General features: G+C 70.8%; 23 protein-coding genes. 12 read left to right on the top strand and 11 right to left on the bottom strand.

The genetic code is table 11. The features are described from left to right. The first annotated feature begins 128 nt into the window (after window positions 1–128). The 4 genes from Q9R28_RS02685 (at window position 129) to Q9R28_RS02670 (ending at window position 2,096) form a co-directional block, all read left to right on the top strand. The gene (locus Q9R28_RS02685; RefSeq protein WP_251155494.1) at window positions 129–890 is read left to right on the top strand and encodes an SDR family oxidoreductase; all 762 of its coding nucleotides are present in this window, start codon (window positions 129–131) and stop codon (window positions 888–890) included. Between the two features lie 39 nt (window positions 891–929). Continuing rightward, window positions 930–1,385: an NUDIX domain-containing protein gene (locus Q9R28_RS02680; RefSeq protein ID WP_311205417.1), complete on the top strand. Its 456-nt coding sequence runs from the start codon at window positions 930–932 to the stop codon at window positions 1,383–1,385. Window positions 1,386–1,500: 115 nt separating this feature from the next. Further along, window positions 1,501–1,812 carry a DUF4190 domain-containing protein gene (locus Q9R28_RS02675; protein ID WP_066654336.1) on the top strand — a complete coding sequence of 104 codons (312 nt, stop codon included), beginning with the start codon at window positions 1,501–1,503 and terminating at the stop codon, window positions 1,810–1,812. 119 nt (window positions 1,813–1,931) lie between these two features. Continuing rightward, window positions 1,932–2,096, top strand: a complete 165-nt coding sequence (locus Q9R28_RS02670) for a hypothetical protein (protein WP_158407754.1) — start codon at window positions 1,932–1,934, stop codon at window positions 2,094–2,096. 314 nt (window positions 2,097–2,410) lie between these two features. On the opposite strand, the gene Q9R28_RS02665 is transcribed toward Q9R28_RS02670, so the two are convergent. Both Q9R28_RS02665 and Q9R28_RS02660 read right to left on the bottom strand, forming a co-directional pair. Next, window positions 2,411–2,779 carry a cupin domain-containing protein gene (locus Q9R28_RS02665; RefSeq protein ID WP_209682561.1) on the bottom strand — a complete coding sequence of 123 codons (369 nt, stop codon included), beginning with the start codon at window positions 2,777–2,779 and terminating at the stop codon, window positions 2,411–2,413. A 65-nt stretch (window positions 2,780–2,844) separates the two neighbouring features. Continuing rightward, on the bottom strand, window positions 2,845–3,876 hold the full coding sequence (locus Q9R28_RS02660) for an alcohol dehydrogenase catalytic domain-containing protein (RefSeq protein ID WP_311205416.1): 1,032 nt from the start codon (window positions 3,874–3,876) through the stop codon (window positions 2,845–2,847). 463 nt (window positions 3,877–4,339) lie between these two features. Between Q9R28_RS02660 and Q9R28_RS02655 the strand changes: the two genes are divergently transcribed. Then, complete coding sequence (locus Q9R28_RS02655) at window positions 4,340–5,626, top strand: hypothetical protein (RefSeq protein WP_311205415.1); 1,287 nt, start codon at window positions 4,340–4,342, stop codon at window positions 5,624–5,626. Window positions 5,627–5,942: 316 nt separating this feature from the next. On the opposite strand, the gene Q9R28_RS02650 is transcribed toward Q9R28_RS02655, so the two are convergent. The 3 genes from Q9R28_RS02650 to Q9R28_RS02640 all read right to left on the bottom strand — a co-directional run bounded on the left by Q9R28_RS02650 (window position 5,943) and on the right by Q9R28_RS02640 (window position 8,924). Next, a complete protein-coding gene (locus Q9R28_RS02650; protein WP_311205414.1) occupies window positions 5,943–6,911 on the bottom strand; it encodes a beta-1,6-N-acetylglucosaminyltransferase in 969 nt (322 codons plus the stop codon). Window positions 6,912–6,930: 19 nt separating this feature from the next. Then, complete coding sequence (locus Q9R28_RS02645) at window positions 6,931–8,202, bottom strand: hypothetical protein (RefSeq protein ID WP_311205413.1); 1,272 nt, start codon at window positions 8,200–8,202, stop codon at window positions 6,931–6,933. Between the two features lie 80 nt (window positions 8,203–8,282). Then, window positions 8,283–8,924, bottom strand: coding sequence for a sugar transferase (locus Q9R28_RS02640; RefSeq protein ID WP_311205412.1), 642 nt, complete (start codon window positions 8,922–8,924; stop codon window positions 8,283–8,285). Window positions 8,925–9,025: 101 nt separating this feature from the next. Here Q9R28_RS02640 and galE point away from each other — a divergent pair, with 101 nt between their 5' ends. Continuing rightward, window positions 9,026–10,009, top strand: coding sequence for a UDP-glucose 4-epimerase GalE (gene galE, locus Q9R28_RS02635; RefSeq protein WP_311205411.1), 984 nt, complete (start codon window positions 9,026–9,028; stop codon window positions 10,007–10,009). Between the two features lie 273 nt (window positions 10,010–10,282). On the opposite strand, the gene Q9R28_RS02630 is transcribed toward galE, so the two are convergent. Then, window positions 10,283–12,328 (bottom strand): glycosyltransferase, encoded by a 2,046-nt coding sequence (locus Q9R28_RS02630; RefSeq protein WP_311205410.1) that lies wholly within the window; start codon window positions 12,326–12,328, stop codon window positions 10,283–10,285. A 100-nt stretch (window positions 12,329–12,428) separates the two neighbouring features. Between Q9R28_RS02630 and Q9R28_RS02625 the strand changes: the two genes are divergently transcribed. The 3 genes from Q9R28_RS02625 (at window position 12,429) to Q9R28_RS02615 (ending at window position 14,917) form a co-directional block, all read left to right on the top strand. Then, complete coding sequence (locus tag Q9R28_RS02625; RefSeq protein ID WP_311205409.1) at window positions 12,429–12,656, top strand: hypothetical protein; 228 nt, start codon at window positions 12,429–12,431, stop codon at window positions 12,654–12,656. 66 nt (window positions 12,657–12,722) lie between these two features. After that, the gene (locus Q9R28_RS02620; protein WP_311205408.1) at window positions 12,723–13,448 is read left to right on the top strand and encodes a glycosyltransferase; all 726 of its coding nucleotides are present in this window, start codon (window positions 12,723–12,725) and stop codon (window positions 13,446–13,448) included. Window positions 13,449–13,495: 47 nt separating this feature from the next. Beyond that, complete coding sequence (locus Q9R28_RS02615) at window positions 13,496–14,917, top strand: polysaccharide biosynthesis tyrosine autokinase (protein WP_311205407.1); 1,422 nt, start codon at window positions 13,496–13,498, stop codon at window positions 14,915–14,917. Window positions 14,918–14,998: 81 nt separating this feature from the next. On the opposite strand, the gene Q9R28_RS02610 is transcribed toward Q9R28_RS02615, so the two are convergent. Beyond that, window positions 14,999–15,679 carry an SDR family NAD(P)-dependent oxidoreductase gene (locus tag Q9R28_RS02610; RefSeq protein WP_311205406.1) on the bottom strand — a complete coding sequence of 227 codons (681 nt, stop codon included), beginning with the start codon at window positions 15,677–15,679 and terminating at the stop codon, window positions 14,999–15,001. 102 nt (window positions 15,680–15,781) lie between these two features. On the opposite strand from Q9R28_RS02610, the gene Q9R28_RS02605 reads away from it, so the two are divergent. Further along, a complete protein-coding gene (locus tag Q9R28_RS02605) occupies window positions 15,782–16,621 on the top strand; it encodes a helix-turn-helix transcriptional regulator (RefSeq protein ID WP_311205405.1) in 840 nt (279 codons plus the stop codon). 44 nt (window positions 16,622–16,665) lie between these two features. Here Q9R28_RS02605 and dhaM read toward each other — a convergent pair whose 3' ends face one another. Genes dhaM through dhaK form a run of 3 tightly spaced genes read right to left on the bottom strand, consistent with a single transcriptional unit; the run spans window position 16,666 to window position 19,041 of the window. After that, on the bottom strand, window positions 16,666–17,385 hold the full coding sequence (gene dhaM / locus Q9R28_RS02600; protein ID WP_311205404.1) for a dihydroxyacetone kinase phosphoryl donor subunit DhaM: 720 nt from the start codon (window positions 17,383–17,385) through the stop codon (window positions 16,666–16,668). Beyond that, the gene (gene dhaL, locus Q9R28_RS02595) at window positions 17,382–18,008 is read right to left on the bottom strand and encodes a dihydroxyacetone kinase subunit DhaL (RefSeq protein WP_066654325.1); all 627 of its coding nucleotides are present in this window, start codon (window positions 18,006–18,008) and stop codon (window positions 17,382–17,384) included. The genes dhaM and dhaL overlap by 4 nt, the downstream gene beginning before the upstream one ends. 31 nt (window positions 18,009–18,039) lie before the next feature. After that, window positions 18,040–19,041: a dihydroxyacetone kinase subunit DhaK gene (gene dhaK / locus Q9R28_RS02590; protein WP_311205403.1), complete on the bottom strand. Its 1,002-nt coding sequence runs from the start codon at window positions 19,039–19,041 to the stop codon at window positions 18,040–18,042. Window positions 19,042–19,353: 312 nt separating this feature from the next. Between dhaK and Q9R28_RS02585 the strand changes: the two genes are divergently transcribed. Both Q9R28_RS02585 and glpK read left to right on the top strand, forming a co-directional pair. After that, complete coding sequence (locus tag Q9R28_RS02585) at window positions 19,354–20,079, top strand: MIP/aquaporin family protein (RefSeq protein WP_209682573.1); 726 nt, start codon at window positions 19,354–19,356, stop codon at window positions 20,077–20,079. A gap of 43 nt (window positions 20,080–20,122) precedes the next feature. Then, complete coding sequence (glpK, locus tag Q9R28_RS02580; protein ID WP_066654319.1) at window positions 20,123–21,634, top strand: glycerol kinase GlpK; 1,512 nt, start codon at window positions 20,123–20,125, stop codon at window positions 21,632–21,634. 215 nt (window positions 21,635–21,849) lie between these two features. On the opposite strand, the gene trpD is transcribed toward glpK, so the two are convergent. Beyond that, window positions 21,850–22,905: an anthranilate phosphoribosyltransferase gene (gene trpD, locus Q9R28_RS02575; RefSeq protein WP_066654317.1), complete on the bottom strand. Its 1,056-nt coding sequence runs from the start codon at window positions 22,903–22,905 to the stop codon at window positions 21,850–21,852. Window positions 22,906–22,952: the final 47 nt, after the last annotated feature.

The following is a 22,952-nucleotide window of genomic DNA, read 5'->3' as shown; positions in this document are numbered from 1 at the left end:
TCCGTTCAACATATCAAGTCACGCTCGGGTCCGCGCGGGTGCGACTGACGCTCGCCCGGCGCGGGCCGCGTGGTTGGTAGGCTCGTCGGCGGCCGACCGGCCACAGCAGCGACCTGGAGAACACGCCTGTGACGAACCCCCTCGCCCCCGGATCCCTCGCCGACAAGCGCGCCCTCGTCACGGGGTCGTCGCGCGGTATCGGCGCCGACACCGTCGGCTACCTGGCCGAGGCCGGCGCGAAGGTCGTCGTGAACTACCGCAACAAGGCCCGGCGCGCCGAGCAGATCGTCGAGAAGGTCGTCGCTGCCGGCGGTTCCGCGATCGCCGTGGCTGCCGACCTGACCGACCACGACTCCGTCCAGGCGATGGTCGACCGCGTCGTGGCCGAGTGGGGCGGGATCGACCTGCTCGTGCTCAACGCCTCCGGCGGCATGGAGGCCGACCTGGGGGAGGACTACGCACTCCGCCTGAACCGCGACGCACAGGTCGACATGCTGCAGACCGCCGTGCCGCACATGCCGGCCGGCTCGCGTGTCGTCTTCGTGACGAGCCACCAGGCCCACTTCGTCGAGACCGCCGAGACGATGGACGAGTACGTCCCCGTCGCCAAGAGCAAGCGTGCCGGCGAACTCGCGCTGCGCGAGCTCATCCCGCAGCTCGAGGCCGCCGGCATCGAGTTCGTGACCGTCTCCGGCGACATGATCGAGGGCACCATCACGGCGACGCTGCTCAACCGCCTGAACCCCGGTGCGATCGAGGGTCGGCGCCAGGAGGTCGGGAAGCTCTACAGCGTGTCCGAGTTCGCGGCCGAGATCGCCCTGGCCGCCGTCGAGCCGATCCCGGCCGACCACACGAAGCTGGTCGGTGACACGAGCGGCTTCACGGCCTGACACGGGGCGGGGGACGGCGCGACGGGTAGCCTCGGGCGGATGACAGCGAAGCCCGGCCTCCGTCTGACCTCCCGCATCCTCCTGCTCGACCCGGACGGCCGCGTGTTCCTCATGGACACGCGGTCGCCGTCGTCCGACCACGCGCACCGGTGGATCACCCCCGGTGGCGGCGTGGACCCGGGGGAGTCGCACCGCGACGCCGCCGTCCGCGAGCTCCGTGAGGAGACCGGCGTCATCGTCGACGATCCGGGCGACCCCGTGTGGAGCTGGGACTTCACGGTCGAGTGGGACCTGGCCGACCACGACCGCGGCCACAGCGAGTTCTACGTCGTCCGGACGCCAGGGTTCGAGCTGTCCGACGCCGAGTGGACCGACGACGAGCGCGTCGACATCCTCGCTTCGCGGTGGTGGACCGCCGAGGAGCTCGACGCCACCGACGAGCCCTTCGAGCCGGCGGAGCTCCCGGACCTGGTCCGGCAGCACCGTGCCGTCTGATCCGGCAGCACCGGGTGCGTACAGCTGATGTGAACGCACTTCGCAGGAAGCGCCTACCGTGTGCGCTGACGGCCGCACGCAACCCGTGCCAGCGGCCCTGACACGAGGAGCTCCCATGTCCACGAACGGTTTCCCGCCGGCACCGAACACGCCCGGCGCGGCTCCCGCGACGAACGGCGGCAACGGCCTCGCCATCGGGTCGCTGGTGCTCGGCATCGTCGCCGTCGTCTTCGGCTTCCTGTTCTCGATCATCGGTCTGATCGCCGGCATCGTCGGCCTGATCCTCGGGTTCGTCGCGCGCCGCCGGGGCCTGAACCGCGGCATGGTCCTCGCCGGCATCGTCCTGAGCGTCATCGGCATCGTCATCGCGATCATCTTCATGATCTTCGGCGCCGTGCTGGCGACGCAGATGCTGCAGAACCAGTAGCACCACCGGACGGGAGGCGCGTGGCGGCACCGCCGCGCGCCTCCCGTCCGTCTGTCCGGTCACCGTCGACGACCGCACCGCCCGGACCGACACAGGCCGTGCCGAGTAGCGTCCCCGCCATGACGTACAGCCAGCCGGACCCCGCAGAAGAGACCACCCAGGCCGAGCAGCCGGAGCAGCCGGACACCGACCGTTCCGAGGTCGAGGAGGACGGCAGCGAGCAGGCCGCCCTCGAGATCGACGCCGACGACGTGCCCACCGGCGACGAGACGCCCGAGCACTGACGACCCGGCCGTCGCCGCCGACCGCGCAGGTCCGTCGGACCCGCAACGCCACCGCGGAGCCGGCCACGATGCGCCGCCGGTCACGACGCCCAGGTCGCACGACATGCCGTTCACGTCGATCGTGAGCGGCATGTCGTGCACCCACGGCGGACGAACGGCGGCGCGTCGTGCGACGAGAACGGTGCGTGGACGCGAGTTCACCGGCTGTCTAGCTGTTCAGCGCTGAGCGCCGATAATGCATATTATGTCAACTCAGCTGACTCGAGACGGTCGGACTCCCGTCTGTGCGACTCCCCTGATCGCCCCGCCCTGCGTCAGGGCGCGGGTCTCGGCGTGACCAGCGGGCAGTCGTCGACCTGCGCCGCGACGAACACGAGCACCAGTTCCTCGTCGGACACGTTCGTCGCCTCGTGGTCGACGAAGGGTGCCTCGACGAGCACCTGACCGGGTTCGTGGTACTGCACGACGTCGGCCGTCCGGTGTCGCAGTCGCCCCCGGGCGACGATCCCCGTCTGCCAGGCGTCGTGCCGGTGCCACCCCGTCGACGCCCCCGGTGGGATCCGCGCCACGAAGGAGCGGACGACTCCGTCCGCCCGGTCGACGCCCGGTGGCACCGTCAGCCGACAGTCGTCGATCACTGCGAGCTCCGCGAGCTCGACGCCCGCTCCGCTTCCCCACGTCATCTCCGCAGTATGTCAGATGACACACCGGCTGTCCGCAGGTCGCGGACGACCGGGACGGCGGCGTCTCAGAACACCGCGACGGTCATCCCCGACCCGGGCGCCGGCCGGTCCATCGCCTCGAGCGCATCGGGCAGGTCGCCGAACCCGATCGTCCGTCCGATCGACTCGGCGGGACGGAGCCGACCGGCGACCACGTCGTCGAGCATCACGGCGTACTCCCCCACTGCGATCCCGTGACTCCCGAGCATCTCGAGCTCGTCGGCGATGACCCTGCCCATCGGGATGACCGGCACGGCCTCGTCGTCGAGCAACAGACCGACCTGCACGTGCCGACCGCGCGGACGGAGCGAGCCCACCGCGGCGAGCGAGGTCGCCCGGCTGCCGTAGGCGTCCACCGACACGTGTGCGCCCCCTCCGGTCACACCGTGCACCGTCGCCGCCACGTCCTCGCCCATCGGCAGCGTGGTCGCGCCGAGTGCCGCCGCCCGCTCGAGCGCTGCCGGCGAGACGTCGACGGCGATCACACGTGCGCCCGCTGCCACGGCGACCAGCACGGTGGACAGTCCGACACCGCCGCAGCCGAAGACGGCGACCCACTCCCCTGCGGCGACCCGCCCCCGTGCGTGCAGCGCGTGGTACGCGGTACCGAACCGGCAGCCGAGCCCCGCCGCCTCGGCGAAGCCGACCTCGTCGGGCAGCGCCACGAGGTTCACGTCGGCGTGCGGCACCACCACCGCCTCGGCGTACGAGCCCGGCAGCGTGAACCCGGGCTGCTGCTGCCGGGTGCACACCTGCGTGGCACCCTCGCGGCACTGCTCGCACGTACCGCAGGCGAAGACGAACGGCGCGGTCACCCGGTCGCCGACGGCGAAGCCGGTGACGTCGTCGCCGACGGCCGACACGGTCCCCGAGAACTCGTGGCCCGGCACGTGCGGCAACGACACCGAGTCGTCGTGGCCCTTCCACGCGTGCCAGTCGCTCCGGCACACCCCGGTCGCACGGACGGTGACGACGACGCCGTCGACGGGGGCCTCCGGCGTCGGGAGCTCGACGATGACGGGCATGGAACCGAAGCGGTCGTACCGGACTGCGCGCATGCCGTCATCCTGGCAGAGCCACCGGCGGAGGCCGAAGCGAGCCCCGCCGCGCGCTCTCCGATCGCCCTCGAGGGAGATATGCTAACATTCTGTATGTTGACCAGCCGTACTCGAACCGGGAGCCGCTCGTGCCGTACCGATCTTCCTGGGCTGGTGTGCACGCACGCTCCGACCTGGAGTCCTCCACCGTGCCTGGCCGCTCGGGCCCTCGTGCCATCGCAGCCCCGTACACCCGGCGGTGGTGGACATGACCGCTCGGGATGTGACCTTGGAGACGGGCAGCAGCAACGCCGAAGCGGAGCTCCGCACGGCTGATGCGACTCGCCGAACCGTCCACCGGGCACTGCTCGGCGCGGCACTCCCGGCGACGGTCCTCTCCCTCGCCCACGCGGTCCTCCGAGGGGGGCCGTTCGGTGGATTCGTCCTCCCGGTGCTCGTGGAGTGCCTGGTTCTCATCCTCGGGATGGCACTCTCGAGGGCGATGGCCAACGGGCTCCGCGTGGACAGCCTCACGCTGTTCCTCGGATGGGAAGTCCTCCGGGGATGCGTGGCGCCCACGATCATCCAGTGGTTCGGATCCGGTTCCAACTTCTTCTGGCGCCCCGGATCAGTCGGCGACGCGACGACGGTGTTGTGGCTCGGCGTGCTCTTCGCGGCGTTCGTCGTGACGACGCGAGGACTGTGCGCGGTCGCCGGTGCGCGTTCTCGGTCGTCCTCTGACCGCTCGGCGTCGTCCTCGTCGAGGAGTCTGGTCCCCCAACCGCTCGTCACCGGTCCGGTCCCGGCTTCCGTCCTCGTCGTGCTCGGGCTCGTCGGGACGGTCATGCGCTTCCCGTCGATCGACGCGGTCCTGGACTTCGTCACCGGCGACTTCTTCGAGCGACCGCTCGAGAACGGCCCGCTGGTGTTCGTGAGTGCGTCGCTCCGACCACTCCTGGTCGTCGGGGTCGCGATGGTGCTCCGGGATCGGTACCGCGCTGGTTCCGGGTGGCGGAGGATGATCCCGCCGCTCGCGATCGCTGCGGTCTTCGCCCTGGGCTCGTTCGGGTTGAACCGGGCTGCGATCCTCTTCGCGTGCCTCGCGCCTGCTCTTGCGGCGACGGACCGATCTCGTCGCGCACTGCGTCTCGGTCCACTCGCCCTGGTGCTGGTCGCGATCGGGCTGTTCTTCTTCTTCGTCGGGACCTTCCGTTCGACGCTCGCCCTGGAGCGAACGGGGTTGGATGCGCCCGAGATCGGAGTCGTCCCAGCGCTGCAGTCGGTCCTCGTCTACGCGGCGAGCCCGATGCAGCTCGCCGGCGCCCTGCCGTGGGCTGCCGCAACCGACGCGTTCGGGGGTGCGTCCTTCATCAACTCGTTGCTGAGCCCGCTCCCGAGCTATCCCGACGCATGGCGAGAGCAGTCCGGCGTCGCGTTGTACAACCACGCGGTGTACCACAGCTACATCGGGAAGGACCAGCTCGTCCCCGTCTGGTTCGAGTCGTTCCTGTCCTTCGGGTGGCCGGGGATCGTCCTCGTCGGTGTCGTTGCGGGCATGCTGATCTCGTTCGCAGACATCGGTCGTCTCCGCGCGCGTTCGTTCCCAGCCGCCTTCGCCGCTGCGATCGTCGCGTTCTGGGTGACGCAAGCCGGCTGCGTCGGGTCCTACTCCATCGTCCAGAACTTCCTCTACTTCGCCGCCCCCGCCCTCGTGGTGCTCGCCGTGTCGCGCATCTTCCGGCGAGGGGTTCCTCACCCGGCTGCGAGCTGAGCTACGTCATCCGGAGGTCGATGAGTCTCGCCGAGGGATGACGATGCCCCACCACGGTCGTCATGCATGAAGCCCGGTGCCGGACGGCGTGAGGTCCACGCTGACCGATGCTCGCTCTGCTGAGCGGAGGGATCTCGCAGTGCTCATCGCTGGGCGAAGACCCGAGCGAGCGCCACGCCGGTCGGCAGCCTGCATCGGCGCGCAGCCGCCCTGTCAGAACGCATCGGTCTGCAGGGCGGCACCATCGAACCGTGTGATGACGTACGGGTACGGGTACGGGTACGGAGCGGGACGGCGATGTCGGTGGCCCGGAGACCTACGCTCTCGAGTGCGTCGGCGAGGTCTGTTCGAGCCCGAGGTGCCGATCGACCGCCGGGTTCCGCTGCGCGTCCAGGATCGGCTGCGGCCACAGTTGCTGCCGCACCGCAGCGGTGAGGAGTTCGCTGTTCTCGTCCGTGAACTTCCTTGCGAAGTAGTACCCGCCGGATCCGTACCGCTCCCGGACGTCGCCGGGATCCTGGTCGCGCAGGCGTCGGAGGTGATCGGCCGTGACCACGTTCGGCCACGGACCCGAGGGCGATTCGAAATCGGCGTACATGCCCGCGGGGGCGGTTCGTGCGACGTACTCGGTCGCGCCGAGCAGGGTGTGGAAGAAGTGCTCGTCCGGGCAGTTGGTCCGCCTGCAGAGACGTCGGAAGGAGGTTCTCATCCGTGCCTGCTCGAGGACAGCGTCCACCGCCGGCGCGGTCAGCGTGAACCACTGACTGCCGCACAACGGTCGCAGACCGCCGAGCGCGTCGCGGTACGGCAGCCGGACGGTCCTGAAGAGCAGTCGCAGGGCGAGCGACAGGACCTTGCGTCGTCGTGGATCGTGCTCGATCCACAAGCCGGACAGGCGTGACTCCGGCTTCCCCATCTCCGGCGCGGGGAACGGGAGGAGGTTGATCCACTGCCGGTCCGGGTGCTCCTCGACCATCTCGCGCAACCTGCGCGGCGAACGGAGCGGGTAGCTGTCACCGCTGATGAACCAGTAGTGCGTGGCTTCCGGATGGCGCCGCCGCCCCTCCTCGAGCAGTGTCAGCGTCGCTGTGATCTGACTGAATCCGCGCCAGGAGACGGCCGTTCGCGTCTCGGTGAACGCTGACCCCTCGCCCGTCGTGAAGGCCGCCTGGTCTGCTTTCGCGTCGACGTGCGTCAGGACGACGTCACCGTCGGCCGTCAGCGTCTCGACGAGCCGCCGGTGGTGCTCGGGCTGGTGATGCGCCTGGACGAGGTAGCAGATCATGTGTACAGAATATCAGTTGTCATGATCTCCGTCGATTGCTGCTCCCGACGATCCGCACCGCGAGTCCAGCCGCGTTGGCGAGCCCGTAGACCACGATGACGGAGCCGAGGTCGGCGCCCAGCGTCCACACGACCACGAGACCGATCACCGTGACCGCCATGGACGTCAGGTCCGCGAGGACCCAGGTCGTCCAGCGACGCCGGGCGACGCAGATGTACCCGGCCCCCATGAGGAGCGCGCGGAGCACCGAGGCGGCCAGGAGGAGGGCGGTGATGCGCTCGAGGTGCTCGTAGACCTGGGCGAGCGCAGGGAAGCCGACGAGCAGGATCGCGAAGGCCAGTACGGCGGTCGCGAGGGACAGCACGGAGAGCACGATCATGAACGCCCGTGACGTCCAGCGGCTGTGGCCACCTTCGTCACCAGCGAGCTGCCCGAGGACGGTCTTGCCGAAGGAGAGTGGCAAGATCGTCACGAGGGACGCGAAACGGTTGGCTGCTCCGTACACGCCGACCGCTGCTGGTCCTCCCGTGGCCTGCACCCCGAAGAGCAGGAGCCACTGGGTCACCTGCCCCAGTGCGTTCGACAGCACTCCTGCGCCGGTGCCTTCGTTCGCAGATCCTGTCCGCAGGTCCGGCACGCCGGGGTGACGCCGGCGGAGCCCGACCAGGAGGATGACACCCACGAGCAGTGCGTCGGGGAGGATCATCCCAGCGACACCCGCGACCGGACCGAGCGTGACGGTACCGATGAGCGTTCCGACACCGCCGGCGACTGCGCGACCGGCCTCGACGCACGATCCCACGACGTACCGTCCACTCCCTGTGACGACGGCGACGACCGCGTCACCCATCAGCAGGAACCCACTCGTCGCGGAGACCGCCGCCACCGCGACTGATCCGGGGATCGACGGCACCGCACCGCCGAGGACGCCGTGACCGATCGGCACGAGGACGGCAGCAGCGAGGCTGACCGTCACGATCACTCGTCGCCGACCCCGGAGTGCCGCCCGGTAGAGCGCGGTCACGGGGAGGTCTCGCACGCCACGGATCCGCGCCGTTGCCGCGTTCAGCGAGAGCGACGACGACGAGACGAGGATGCTGCTGATGCCGAGGAGCACCGTCTGCAGGACGACCAGCTGGCCGTACTCCTCCGCGGTGACGAGTGTGCCGAGGACCACCAGTGCGAGGAAGTTGCCGGCGCGACCGACGATGGTCGGTGCCGTGACGACCAGGAGTTGCGTGAGCCTCCCGCCCTGCCGTGGCGGGCGGAGCCTGCTCGGCGCATGCTGCACTCCACCGCTCCCCCGCGGAGCGGACTCGAGTTGACGCTCGGTCGACACGGGTCGGGCCGCGCACCTGCCGCCCACGCTCGTCACGCAGCCGTCGGGATGCGATCGGTACTCACTCGCTGCTCGATCCCGCTCACGTAACCGGGAGCGGTGACCCCGTCTCGGCGCAGGACCACGACCAGGGTCCGGAAGAGGATCTGCACATCGAGCAGAGCGGACCGCCGCTCGACGTACTCGAGGTCGAGGCGGAGGCGCTCACGCTTGGACAGGTTGTTCCGACCGCTGACCTGAGCGAGACCGGTGAGCCCCGGTCGCACCGCGTGCCGTCGTCGCTCCTCGTCGGGCGTGGCTGCGATCTGGTCGGACATCAGGGGCCGGGGGCCGACGAAGCTCATCTCCCCGCGGAGGATGTTGACGAGGCTCGGGAGCTCGTCGAGGCTGGTCGAGCGCAGGGCGATCCCGAAGCCGGTGAGGCGGTCGGCGTCCGAGACGAGGCCACACGCGGGGTCGGGCTCGAGCATCGAACGGAACTTCAGCACCTCGAAGGGGCGGCCTCCTCGCCCAGGGCGACACTGACGGAAGATGACCGGGCGACCCAGACGAACGGCGACCAGGACGGCCACGGTCACCATCAGCGGGGCGGTGAGCACGATGAGGACCAGTGCGAGCACGACGTCGACGACGCGCTTCGCACGGAGGTGTGACGGGCGGTGTGCGGTGTGCATGAGTCTCCCTGACGAGGCGTGCGCTCCAGAAGAGCGAGGATTGGTACCACAACAGATTACACGCGTGACATACTAGATGTATGACGATCTGCAATGGTCCCGTGACCCTCGTGACCGGAGGTGCCGGGTACATCGGCTCCCACGTGGTCCGTCTGCTCGCCGAACGACGGGAGCGGGTGGTCATCGTGGACGATCTCTCCAAAGGGAGTCTCGCTCGGGTCCCCGACGTCCCGTTCGTCCACCTCGACCTCGCCGGCGAGGATGCCGAGGGCGCCTTGCGTCAGGTCCTGTCCGACCACGGTGTGACCTCGGTCATGCACTTCGCTGCGCGGAAGCAGGTCGGTGAGTCGGTGACCTTCCCCACCCGGTACTTCGGCTGCAACGTCGGTGGGATGACCAACCTGCTCTCCGCGATGGAGGCGGTGGGCGTGCGAGAGCTGGTCTTCTCGTCCTCAGCAGCCGTGTACGGCGAGACGACGGGTCCGGCGGTGATCGACGAGCAGGTGCCCTGCCGTCCGGTGAACCCGTACGGGCAGTCCAAGCTGATCGGCGAGTGGATGACGCAGAACGCAGCAGCGGCGTGGGGCCTCCGCGCGGCCGACCTCCGGTACTTCAACGTGGCCGGCACCGGTTGGCCCGACCTCGCCGACACCGTCGCGACGAACCTCGTGCCGATCGTCGTCGAGGCTGCGCTGGCAGCGCAGCCGGTGACGGTCTTCGGGACCGACTGGCCGACGAGTGACGGCACCTGCGTCCGGGACTTCATCCACGTGCTCGACCTGGCGGAAGCGCACATCGCCGCACTCGACCACGTCCGGTCGGGTTCCCCGATCGGCGCGCGGGTGTTCAACCTCGGGACCGGGACCGGGAGCTCCGTGCTGGACGTCGTCGACGCGGTACGAGTCTGCTCGGGGATCGAGATCCGCACCCTGGACGCTCCTCGGCGTCCGGGCGACCCGGCGAGCGTGGTCGCCGATCCTTCGCACGCGAACGTCGTGCTCGGCTGGAGGGCATCGAGGACGCTCGACGACATCGCCGGATCTGCGTGGCGTGCGGCGATCGCTCGTCACACCCTGGCCGCCTGAGGAGACTGCCGCGTCCGGTCCGGGGATCCACGCATGAGGATCGATCCCGCATCCCACCACGCGGTCGTCCACGCCGCCAGGGCCCGACTCCACGAGGCCTCCTGATCGACCCGGCCGCTCCGGCTCGGCTCGACCAGGAGGCCTCCGCGCACCCGGCGTCAGACGCCCCCGTCCCCGACGGACGGCGCTGCGACCCTGCTCGGGACGGCGATCCCGGAGCACACCGGCGCGCGGCGACCACGTGTTCGTCGCCCCCGCCGGGCCTCGACCTGCTCAGTGCCGGGCCCGCGTCGAGCGGACCGCCCGCATCACAGCCCGGTAGTGGACGCGGTGGCGCCGCCAGACCCGTCCTTCCGAGAACGCCTGCACGGACTCGGCGGCCCCGCTGACGAGGTGCTGTCGGAGGGGAGCGTCGTGGAGTACCCGCTCCAGGGCCGCGGCGAGGCGATCGGAGTCCCCCACCGGGACGAGGAGGCCCGTGCGCTCGTGCTCGACGAGGTCGACGACACCCGTGGCTGCACTCGCCACGACCGGGACCCCCGCTGCCATGGCCTCGAGGACGACGGTCGGGAGACCCTCTCGATGACTCGGGAGGCACAGCACGTCGAACGCTGCGATGTGTTCGGTGGCGTCCGGCACGTGACCGTGCAGGAGCACCCAAGGTTCACGCAGGAGTCGGCGGGTCCTGGCGGGGAGGTCGCTGATGCCCTCGTCCTCACCGACGACGGCCAGTTGCACGGCTGTCCCGCGGGCGCGGACCGCCGCCACGGCGTCGAGCAACTCGACGATGCCCTTGTCCGCCGTCACCCGTCCCGCGAAGCCGATCAACGGGAGTGACGGCGATGCCCCCATGGCCACTCTCGTCGCCCGGCGTCGGTCTGCACGCGCTGCGCTCCGGTGGCGACGGAGGTCCAGCCCGACGAAGCCCCCGGGACCGAGGACACGGGGTCGGGACGACGGCAGGCCGAGCTCGGCGCACCGCTTCCGCAGGCTGGCGCTCACCGCGATGCTCGAGTGCGACAGGAGCATCGTCAGACGCTCGCTCTCGAGCAGGATGCGGCGGCGGAGCCCGTGGACGGTCTCGAGGCGGAGTCCGTGCAGGACGTGCACGCGAGCGGGGACCCGGGTCACGGTCGAGGCGATCGCGCCCAGGAGCGCGGCCTTCGGAGTGCCGTAGACCACGAGCGCGGGTCGGAGACGGGCGTGCAACGCGATCAACCTGGCCAGCGCGCGCAGGTCGGCGACCGGCATGATCTCCCGCTCCATCGGGACGGCCACGGATGCGACGCCTTCGCGTTCTGCAACGGCCCCGAGCCGCCCCGTGTCGCGCGACACCAGGCAGATCGGGCCGAAGCCTGATCGCCTCAGGTCCGCCAGCGCACCACGCATGTGGTGGTCGAGACTCACGTCGATCGTGGTCATGACGATGACGCCATCCCGCTCCTGCCGCGCGGCAGGACGGATGTCGCGCACGGCACGCCGGACGCGTGCGAGATGACGCGGGCGACGCAGTCCGCTCGCCCTGACCACCTGCGCAGCCAGCCAGGTCCGATCGGCGACGAGCTGGGCGATCCTGCGTCGTCCGAGGTGGCGCGCGAGCTGCCGGCGAGACTCGAGCACCGCCGAGACCGCGGGACCGTGGGCCGGAGTCCGACGGCTGTGTTGCCCGTCGTGGACCCGGTAGCGGACCAGCCGGTCGGGTGCGTTGACCACCGGACCGAGTCGGGCCATCCGGAGCCACAGGTCGTAGTCCTGCATGCGCGTGCAGCGGGGGTCGTACCCGCCGGCAGCGTCGAAGGCCCACCGAGTGAACATCGTGCTCGAGTGCACGAACGCGTTGCGCCGGAGCAGGACGCTCGACACCTCGCCGAGCGGGACGTCCAGGGGACCGCGCTCCTCGCCTGCTGCGTCGATGATCGTGCCTGCCGAGCCGAGGAGCACGAGATCGGGGCGTGACCGGAACGATGCGACCTGCTGGGCGAGCCGGTCAGGCACGGCGAGGTCGTCAGCGTCCAGTCGTGCGATGAGGTCACTGCTCGCAGCGGCGATCCCCGCGTTGAGTGCCGCCGACGTGCCGGAACGTGATCCGAGGACGACACACCGGATGCGCGGGTCGTGGGGCACGACGCCCTCGGTGTCGTCGATCCCGTCCAGGACCACGACGATCTCGAACTCCGAGAGCGTCTGCACCTGCACCGACCGGACCGCCGCGACGAAGTCCGCGTCCAGCCGGACCGTGGGGATGACCACCGAGACCTCGGGCCGACCCGGCTGGAGGTGGTCGTCCTCGGGCTGATCGCGAGCCTCAACATTGCACATGTTCGTATATTACATTACGATGGCTCCGGCGCCAGGGAGCTGCGTCACTCGCCGCATGCTCGGGGCCCACCGGAACTGAGCAACCACCAGGAAGGCACCCATGAAGATCCTCATGCTGTCCGGCATCTTCGCCCAGAGCGACGAGTACCGCGCCACGCACATGGCGGAGACGCCGGACAGCCTGCTCGCGGACGGCCTGCGCGCACGTGGTGTCGACGTGACGACCGCCGGACCGTCGATCCGCGGGGACTGGGGAAGCTACGACGTCGTGCACCTCAACCACCTCACGAGGGCCTGCCTGCGTGCGATCCTCCCCCGTCACGGTTAGACGGGTCGGACGAAGGTCGTCTTCACGCACCATGCGAGCGGGTGGAAGCCCTGGCTGCACAGGGTCGTGCGGAACCTCATCGAGTGGCGGGCGGAGAGCGTTGTCGTCTTCACCGAGGACGAACGCCGTCGGCTCGGAGGGCGGGTGCCGGACGACAAGGTCGACACGATCCTCTACGGGCTCGCCGTCGAGCGGTTCCAGCCCGAGCGTCGGCTCGCTCCTCCTCCCGGGAGCCCGCTCGAGTTGCTGTACGTCGGACAACTCGTCGAGTTCAAGCGCGTCCACCTCGCCCTCCGACTCCTGCGGCGGATCCTCGACCAGGGCCAGCCCGCCCGTCTGCGCATCATCTCGCACCGGGAGACGCTCCGTCCGGAGCTGGAGGCGCTCGCCCGGCAGCTCGACGTCACCGAGCACGTCGAGTACCTGGGCACGCGGACCCGCGACGAGATCGGCCCGGAGATGGCGTCAGCGCACTTCCTCGTGCTGCCCTCGCGTCGGGAAGGACTCTCCACGGTGACGAGCGAAGCGGCCGTCTGCGGGCTCCCGACACTGCTCTTCGACGTCAGTGGTTCGGAGGAGCAGGTACCGGCCGGGTGGGAGCGCCCGGACGTCGACGACACCGAGCGGTTCTTCGAACTGGCGCTCGAGCGCATCGACCGGTACGACGACTGTGCCCGGGCGTGGTTCGAGAACGCCGGCGTCGTCCGGAGTCGTCTCTCGGTCGAGCGCATGGTGCAGCAGCACATCGACCTCTACTCACGACTCGTCCTGGGCCCGCCACGGGCTGCCTGAGCAGGCACGACCATCGATCGATCGAACGAACCCGAGAGGACACCACCGTGGACTTCGACAAGGTGATCGCCCTCCTCCGTCGAGGATGGGTGCTGATCATCGCCGGTGCAGCGTTGGGGGTCGCAGGGGGGTCGCTCCTCGCGCTGCTCACCCCGCCCACCTACGAGGCGAGCAGCGACGTGTACGTCTCCGTGACCGGCGCGACCAACTCGTCCGAGCTCGCGCAGGGAGGGAACGCCGCGGAGCAGCGGGTGCAGTCCTTCGCGAACCTCGCGACGAAGGAGCGGGTCCTCCGTCCGGTGATCGACCGTCTCGGCCTGGACGTCCCGTCGTCCGAACTCGCGCGTCACGTCTCCGCGCAGACACCGATCGACAGCGTGATCGTCACGATCACCGTGACCGACCCCTCTGCCGAGCGAGCGGCATCGATCGCGAACGCCATCGGCGCGAGTCTCGCCCACGTCGTGACCGAGGAGCTCGAAGAACCGACACCGAACGGAGCGAGTCCGTTCCGGTTGGAGACGGTCCAACCGGCGACCGCGCCGGGTCGACCAGCGTCACCACGCCTCTCGGTGAACGTCACCGGAGGCTTCGTCGTCGGACTGCTCGTCGGGCTCGCCCTCGCGGCGATGCGCGCGGCGCTGGACACGCGACTGGACGGGCGCGAGTCGGTCGAACGTGCTGCGGGTGTGTCCGCCCTCGGTGAGATCGCGTTCGACCGGACGGTCCGCGATCGTCCCCTGATCGTGCACGACGACCCGCGCAACCCGCGCTCGGAGGCGTTCCGCCGGATCCGCACGAACCTGCAGTTCATCCAGGTCGACAGCAAGCGACGGAGCTTCGTCATCACCTCGTCGGTCCCCTCGGAGGGCAAGAGCACGACCGCGGCCAACCTCGCGGTCTCCTTGGCGGAGAACGACCTGTCGGTCGTGCTCGTCGACGGCGACCTCCGACGGCCGAAGGTCGCGGAGTTGATGGGGATCGAGGGCAGCGCCGGCATCACCGACGTCCTGATCGGCCGGATGGAGCTCGTGGACGCGGTCCAGCCCTGGGGCAAGCAGGGTCTGGCGGTCCTGCCCGCCGGTCAGATCCCCCCGAACCCGACCGAGCTGGTGGCGAGCGCAGCGATGCAAGCGGTCCTCTCGGACCTCGAGGAGCGCTACGACATCGTGCTGATCGACGCCCCACCGCTCCTGCCGGTGGCCGACGCCGCGGTCCTGAGCCACCTCAGCGGAGGGGCCATCCTCGTCGCAGCGGTCGGTCGGACGACCAAGAAGCAGCTCGAGATCGCCCGCTCCGCGTTGCAGGCCGCGGGAACCAAGGCCGTGGGCTGCGTCCTGACCATGGTGAAGAGCACCGCCGCGGCTGCCTACATCCACGAGTACCGGTACTCCGCCCTGCAGGAGCGTCGGGCCGCTCCGCCGCGCAAGCGACCGCGTCCCGGACGTCCCGACCTCCGGAACGGGTGAGGACGCGCTGCGCCGACCCGGCAGACGGACGGACGGGAGGCGCGTGGCGGACCCGCCACGCGCCTCCCGTCCGACGTCCGGTCAGTACTCGATGCGGCCGGTCCGGTCGTGGAACTCCCCCGTCGGTCCGTCCGGACCGATCTGCGCGAGCGCCACCGTCGCGTCCGTGCCCTCCGTGACGGTCTGGTGCCCGCCGAAGCCGTTGAACGCGGTCGCCGTGTAGCCGGGGTCGGTCGCGTTCACGCGGAACCCGGGCAGGTTCTTCGCGTACTGCACGGTCGCGGCGATGAGCGCCGCCTTCGACGCCGCGTACGGCACCGCGGGGACCGGGTGCTCGTCGCGACCGGGCGTGGTGAGCCAGCGCGCGAAGCCGACGCCGGACGCGACGTTGACGATCACCGGGTTCGACGAGCGACGCAGCAGCGGCAGGGCCGCCTGCGTCACCCGGACGACCCCGACGACGTTCGTGTCGAGCACGTCGGCCATCGCGTCCGCGTCGAGGTCGTCGACGCCGAACGAGGTCCCGAGCACCCCCGCGTTGTTCACGAGCACGTCGAGTTGCGGCAGCGACGCGAGCGCGGCGTCGACGCTCGGCTGGTCGGTGACGTCGAGCGCCACGACGTGCGCGCCGATGGCCCGCGCCTCGTCCCCGGAGGCGGTGTCGCGCATGCCGGCGTACACGGTGTGCCCGGCCTCGACGAGTCGGCGTGCGGTCTCGAGGCCGAGCGAACGGTTGGCCCCGGTGATGAGTGTGGTGGTCATGCCGTCCACGATGCCCGCCTCGCCGTCGGGTTCCCAGGCACCGGTCGACGGTGGGACCGGCAGTACCAGGACCGCCTGCCCGAACCGGGTGATGATGGTCGCATGAGCGAGTTCGCGGAGGTGTTGCGCGCCTGGCGTGACCGGGTGCGTCCGGCCGAGGTCGGACTGCCGGCGGGGCCGGGCCGGCGCACCGCCGGGCTCCGACGTGAGGAGCTGGCGACCCTGGCCGGGGTCAGCGTCGACCACGTGGTGCGCCTGCAGCAGGGCAGAGCGACGAACCCCTCACCGCAGCTGCTCGGCGCACTCGCGACCGCGCTCCGGCTCACGGAGGCCGAACGCCACCACCTGTTCCGGGTCGCGGGCGCCGCGGTGCCCTCGCGGGGCGAGGTCCCCCGCCACGTCCCGCCCGGCGTGCACCGCATGCTCGACCGACTCGGGGACGTCCCGCTGGCCGTGTTCACGGCGGCGCACGACATCGTGCTGTGGAACGACCTCTGGGCCACGGTCTCCGGCGACCCCGGGCGCTGGACGGGCCTCGAGGCGAACCTCGTGTGGCGGCACTTCACGCAGGGGCACGACGGCGTCGAGTGGGACGACACCCACCAGGAGGACTTCTCGAGCGACCTGGTCGCCGACCTCCGCTCCGCCCTGGGCCGGTACCCGGCGGATCGGCGTCTCGCGGAGCTGGTGGCACGGCTGCGCCGTGCGTCCCCGGAGTTCGAGCGGCGCTGGCACGGTGGGCGCATCGCCGAGCACCGGACCGGTCGCAAGGTCGTGCACACCCCGGTCGGCCCGGTGGAGATCGACTGCGACGTGCTCGGCGTGCCGGGCAGCGACCTGCGGATCGTGGTCTACACGGCGGTGCCCGGCAGCGAGGACGCCGCGAAGCTGGACCTGCTCCGGGTCACGGGGCCGCAGGAGTTCGTGACACCCGGACGCTGAGCACCTCCGCCGCGCCCGCCCCTCGGCGCGCGCGGCGGCGCTCGTCACTCGCCGAAGCCGGAGCGGACGAGCGCGACGAGGGTGTCGACGGCGTCCCGTGCGTCGGGTCCGTCCGCCTCGATCGTCACGGTCGCGCCCTTCGGTAGGGCGAGCGCCATGATCGCGAGGAGGCTCTTCGCGTCGACGCCGTTGACGCGGACGCGCGACTCGTGCTTCGCGGCGGCCTTCACGAACTCGGCCGCGGGCCGGGCGTGCAGGCCGCTCTCGTTGACCAGTTCGACGGTCTCGGTGACCGCCCCGTCGGTCGGATCCGCGTCGTCGACGGGCGCCGTGCCTCCCGGCTGGTCCCCCGTCGGGTCGGAGGCGCTCTCGTCGTCGTCCGCGGACCGTGCGGCCGATGACGCAGCGGCCAGGACGGCGTCGACGTCGCCGCCGGTCTGCGCGGCGACCGCCGCGGCCACCGTGCCCTCGACCAGCGGGGCCTGCGAGACGTGCACCCGGTCGCGGTCGGCCTCGTCGAGGAAGTCCAGTGCGGTGTCGGTGGTCAGGTAGGCGGAGCCGAGGTCGCAGAGCACGACGACGGCGTCCGCCGGCGCGAGCTCCTGGATGCCGTCGGCGATCGCCTCGAAGGACGTCCCGATGCCGCCGTCGTCCGTGCCGCCGGCGGCCACCATCGGGACGTCCGCGGCCATCTGGCGGGCGAGCTCGACGGTGCCGGTCGCGATCGCCGCGCTGTGCGAGACGACCAGGATCCCGACGGTCACGCGGCGTCCACCGCTGCGCGCAGGATGTACGCCGTCGACTGCGCCCCGGGGTCGCGGTGTCCGATCGCCCGCTCCCCGAGGTAGCTGGCGCGGCCCTTGCGGGCGACGAGGGGGTCGGTCGACTCGGCGCCGGTCACGGCGGCGTCGGCGGCGGCCTCGAGCACGCGCTCCGGCCCGTCGCCGGCCGCCGCAGCGGCGGTCGCGGCGTCGACGGCCGCGGACCACGCGTCGACCATCGTCTTGTCGCCGACCTCGGCCTTGCCACGGGAGACGACACCGTCGCGTGCGGCGGTGAGCACGGCCACGAGCGTGTCGGCGTCGAGCTCGGTCGCGTCGCCGGCCGCCTGGGCGGCCTTCAGGTAGGCGGTCCCGAAGAGCGGACCGGCGGCACCGCCCACCGTCGAGATGAGCTTCGTCGCGACGGCCTTGAAGACCGCGCCGGGGGTGTCGAAGGAGCCGCCGTCGACGGTCTCGAGCACGGCGCGGAACCCGCGGTCGAGGTTCTCCCCGTGGTCGCCGTCGCCGATCTCACGGTCGAGCGTGACGAGCTCGGCGCGGTGGTCGTCGATCGTCGCGGCGGTGCGACGCACCCAGTCGATGGCCCATGCGGTGTCGAGCGCCAATTCGTGTTCCTTCCTGGATGGTGGACGGTGGTCAGCGACCCCAGCGCAGCGCCGGGGTCTCCACCGGGGCGTCCCAGAGTGCCGTGAGCTCCTCGTCGAGCACCGTGACGGTGATCGAGAAGCCCGGCATCTCGAGGGACGTGACGTAGTCGCCGACCACGCTACGCGCGACGTGGTGGCCACGGTCCGTGAGGACCTCGGCGGCGCGCCGGTAGACGATGTAGAGCTCGGACAGCGGGGTCCCGCCCATCCCGTTCACGAGGAGCAGCAGCTGCGAGCCCGCAGGCGCGTCGAGGTCGGCGAGCACCGGTTCGAGCACGCGGTCGACGAGCTGGTCGGCCGGAGCCATCGGGATGCGCTCGCGGCCCGGCTCGCCGTGGATGCCGATCCCGAGCTCGACCTCGTCGTCCGCGAGCGTGAAGGACGGCTCCCCCGCGTGCGGGACGGTGCCGGAGCCCAGGGCCAGGCCCATCGACCGTGTGACCTCGTTGACGCGGCGGGCGACCGCCGCGACGGCGTCGAGGTCGTCGCCGCGCTCGGCTGCGGCGCCGGCGCACTTCTCGACCACGACGGTGCCGGCCACGCCGCGGCGTCCTGCCGTGTAGAGCGAGTCCTGCACGGCGACGTCGTCGTCGACGACGACGGACGCGACGCGGATGTCCTCCAGCTCGGCCAGCTCCGCCGCGGTCTCGAAGTTGAGGACGTCGCCGGTGTAGTTCTTCACGATGTGGAGCACGCCCGCTCCCCCGTCCACCGCCTTCGTCGCGGCGACGATGGGGTCCGGGGTCGGACTGGTGAAGACCGGCCCCGGCACGGCTGCGTCGAGCATGCCGTGGCCGATGAACCCGGCGTGGAGCGGCTCGTGCCCGCTGCCGCCGCCGCTCACGATGCCGACCTTGCCGCGGACGGGGGCGTCGGCGCGGTGCAGGTGGATCGGGTCCTCGACCAGGACGACGTGCCCCTCGTGCGCCCGGGCGAACCCACGGACGGTCTCGGTCACGACGTCGTGCGGATCGTTGATGAGCTTCTTCATGACGGGCCTCCACGAGGACGGGGGTCGACCGCGGGCGGATCCACACCGCCGTCGTCGACCGGAGTGCGTTCACCCTACAGCGACCGCCCGTTCGTCTCCGGTGCACATTCGTGCAGGACCATGCTCCCGCGGCCCCGGTGCGGGATGCCGGACCGCACACCGCTCGTGCACGTTCGTGCAGTTTCGCGGACTCGACTCGTTGCGTGATCGCGTCGCGACGATCCGCCTCACTATGCTCGGCCCCAATCACTCGACGGGGAGTGCCGGACGCAGCAGCCACCGGACCCCCACCACTCGCACTGGAGGTCACCGATGGACGGCATCGGCGTCAATTTCATGTCAGAGCTCGTCGGCACGGCGTTGCTCATCATCCTCGGTGGCGGTGTCGTCGCCGCCGTGTCCCTCACGAAGTCCAAGGGCTTCGGCGCCGGCTTCCTCATGGTCACGATCGGCTGGGGCTTCGCGGTCTTCGCCGGCGTCACCGTGTCCTACAGCTCCGGCGGCCAGCTCAACCCCGCGGTCAGCCTCGCGCAGGCGCTGCTCGGCAACATCACCGTCGGCGAGATGTTCCTCTACTGGATCGCCCAGCTCATCGGCGCGATCATCGGTGCCGTCATCGTCTGGCTGGCGTACAAGCAGCACTTCGACGAGGAGCCCGACGCGGCCGCCAAGCTCGGTGTCTTCTCGACCGGCCCGGCCATCCGCAGCTACGGCTGGAACGTCGTCACCGAGGTCATCGGCACCTTCGTGCTCGTGTTCGTCGTGCTCGCCTTCACCAACGGCAAGACCCCGGCCGAGCTCGGTGCCGTCCCCGTCGCCTTCCTCGTGATCGCGATCGGTGTCTCGCTCGGTGGCCCCACCGGCTACGCCATCAACCCGGCGCGTGACCTCGGCCCGCGCATCGCCCACGCGATCCTCCCGATCAAGGGCAAGGGTTCCAGCGACTGGTCCTACGCCTGGGTCCCGGTCGTCGGCCCGCTCGTCGGTGGCGCCCTCGCCGCCGGTGCCTCGACCTTCCTGCTCCCCGTCGTCTCCTGACGACCACCCGTCCACCACACCGAACGCAACCCAAGGAGAACCCATGGCCGACTACATCGTCGCCATCGACCAGGGCACGACCTCGACGCGCGCCATCGTCTTCGACCACTCCGGCTCGATCAAGTCGGTCGGCCAGAAGGAGCACGAGCAGATATTCCCGCGTGCCGGTTGGGTCGAGCACGACCCGGCGGAGATCTGGGACAACACCCGTGAGGTCATCGGCCAGGCCCTGTCCCGCGCCGACATCACCCGCCACGACGTCGCGGCGGTCGGCATCACCAACCAGCGCGAGACCGCCGTGGTCTGGGACAAGAACACCGGCAAGGCCGTCTACAACGCCATCGTCTGGCAGGACACCCGCACGCAGTCGATCGTCGACGAGCTCGCCGACGGTGACACCGACCGCTACAAGGCGATCGTCGGCCTGCCCCTCGCCACGTACTTCGCCGGCACCAAGATCGCCTGGATCCTCGACAACGTCGAGGGTGCGCGCGAGAAGGCCGAGGCGGGTGACCTGCTCTTCGGCACCACCGACACCTGGGTCCTCTGGAACCTGACGGGTGGCACCGACGGCGGCGTCCACAAGACCGACGTCACGAACGCGTCCCGCACGCTGTTCATGGACCTCGAGACGCTCCAGTGGCGCGACGACATCCTGGCCGACTTCGGGGTGCCGAAGTCGATGCTCCCGGAGATCGTCAGCTCCTCCGAGGTCTACGGCCACGTCGAGTCCTCCAGCCTGCTCCGCGAGGTCCCGATCGCCGGCATCCTCGGCGACCAGCAGGCCGCGACCTTCGGTCAGGCCGCGTTCGACCAGGGCGAGTCGAAGAACACCTACGGCACCGGCAACTTCCTCATCTTCAACACGGGCACGGAGATCGTCCGGTCGGAGAACGGGCTGCTCACCACGGTCGGCTACAAGCTCGGCGACCAGGAGACGCACTACGCCCTCGAGGGGTCGATCGCCGTCACGGGCTCGCTCATCCAGTGGCTCCGCGACAACCTCGGCATCATCGGCAGCGCCCCGGAGGTCGAGGCCCTCGCCAAGACCGTCGAGGACAACGGTGGCGTGTACTTCGTCCCGGCGTTCTCGGGCCTGTTCGCGCCGTACTGGCGACCGGATGCCCGCGGTGCCCTGGTCGGCCTGACCCGCTACGTCAACAAGGGGCACATCGCCCGTGCCGCCCTCGAGGCGACGGCGCTGCAGACCCGCGAGGTCCTCGACGCCGTGAACGCGGACTCCGGCGTGGACCTGACCGAGCTCAAGGTCGACGGTGGCATGACGGCCAACGACGCGCTCATGCAGTTCCAGGCGGACATCCTCAACGTGCCGGTCGTGCGTCCGGTCGTCGCGGAGACCACCGCCCTCGGAGCCGCGTACGCCGCCGGTCTGGCCGTCGGGTTCTGGGCGAACCTCGACGAGCTCCGCGCCAACTGGCAGGAGGACCGGCGCTGGGAGCCGCAGCTCGACGACGCCGAGCGCGACCGCCAGCTCCGCCTGTGGAAGAAGGCCGTCACGAAGACCTTCGACTGGGTCGACGAGGACGTGCGCTGACGCGCTGACGAGGTGACCGCACGGAGGCGCGGTGCCGGTCCGACGGGCCGGTGCCGCGCCTCCAGGCCGTTGCGGTGGTGCGTCCGGAGCGGGACCCTCGTGTCCGCCTGCTCGCCACGGGACGCCGCCCGCACGACGAGACGCCCCCGGATCCGGGGGCGTCTCGTCGTCTCCGGTGCGGCTCGCGCCGACGCCGGCGTCCCTCGCGGGGCTGCTCAGGCCGCCGGCGCGGCGCCGACCCAGTCGGCGAGCTTCCGCGCGGCGGCGCCGGAGTCGACGGCCTCGGCTGCGACGGCGAGCTGCTCGCGGAAGCGCTGCAGGATCGGTCGGTCCGCCTGCTCGGGGTCCTCGGCGAGGCGGAAGGACACCAGGCCGGCGGCGGCGTTGAGCAGCACGATGTCGCGGACCGGACCGGTCTCACCCGCCAGCACGCGGTGCACGACGGCGGCGTTGTGCTCCGGGTCGCCGCCGAGCAGGTCCTCGGTGCGCGCGCGGGCGATCCCGAGGTCGCGCGGGTCGAGGTCGTGCTCGGTGACGCGGCCGCCCGTGACCTCCCAGATGTGGGAGTGGCCCGTCGTGGTCAGCTCGTCGAGGCCGTCGTCGCCGCGGAACACGAGCGCCGTCGCGCCGCGGGTCTGGAAGACACCCGTGATGATCGGGACGAGCTCGAGCTGTGCGACGCCCACGGCGTTCGCCTCGCACCGTGCCGGGTTCACCAGCGGGCCGAGGAAGTTGAAGACCGTCGGCACCCCGATCTCGCGCCGGACCGGTGCCGCGTGCGCGAAGCCGGGGTGGAACGCGCTCGCGAACGCGAACGTCAGACCGACACGCCGGAAGGTGTCCGCGACACGCGCGGCGTCCATCGTGAGGTCGAGTCCGAGCGCAGCGAGCACGTCGCTCGAGCCGGACTTCGACGAGCTCGCGCGGTTGCCGTGCTTGACGACCGGCACGCCCGCGGCCGCGATGACGATCGCGGCCATCGTCGAGACGTTGACGGTGCCGACGACGTCGCCGCCGGTGCCCACGATGTCGAGCGCCATCGGGTCGACGTCCAGCGGGACGGCGGCGTCGAGGATGGCGTCACGGAAGCCCACGACCTCGTCGACGGTCTCCCCCTTGGCCCGGAGCGCGACCGCGAAGGCCGCGATCTGTGCGGCGGTCGCACGTCCCTGGACGATCTCCTCCATGGCCCACGTGGACTGCCTGATCGAGAGGTCCTCGTGCGCCATGAGCGCGCTGATCACTGCAGGCCAGGAGAGTGCGTGGGACATGGCTCGATCGTACTGAGTTCGAACGACCCGCCAGTGTCCTGCGAAAA

Origin of the sequence: Curtobacterium sp. BRD11, from assembly GCF_031844345.1 — a bacterium.
In the GTDB taxonomy this organism is placed as follows: Bacteria; Actinomycetota; Actinomycetes; order Actinomycetales; family Microbacteriaceae; genus Curtobacterium.
This window is presented reverse-complemented; position numbering and strand designations above follow the sequence as displayed.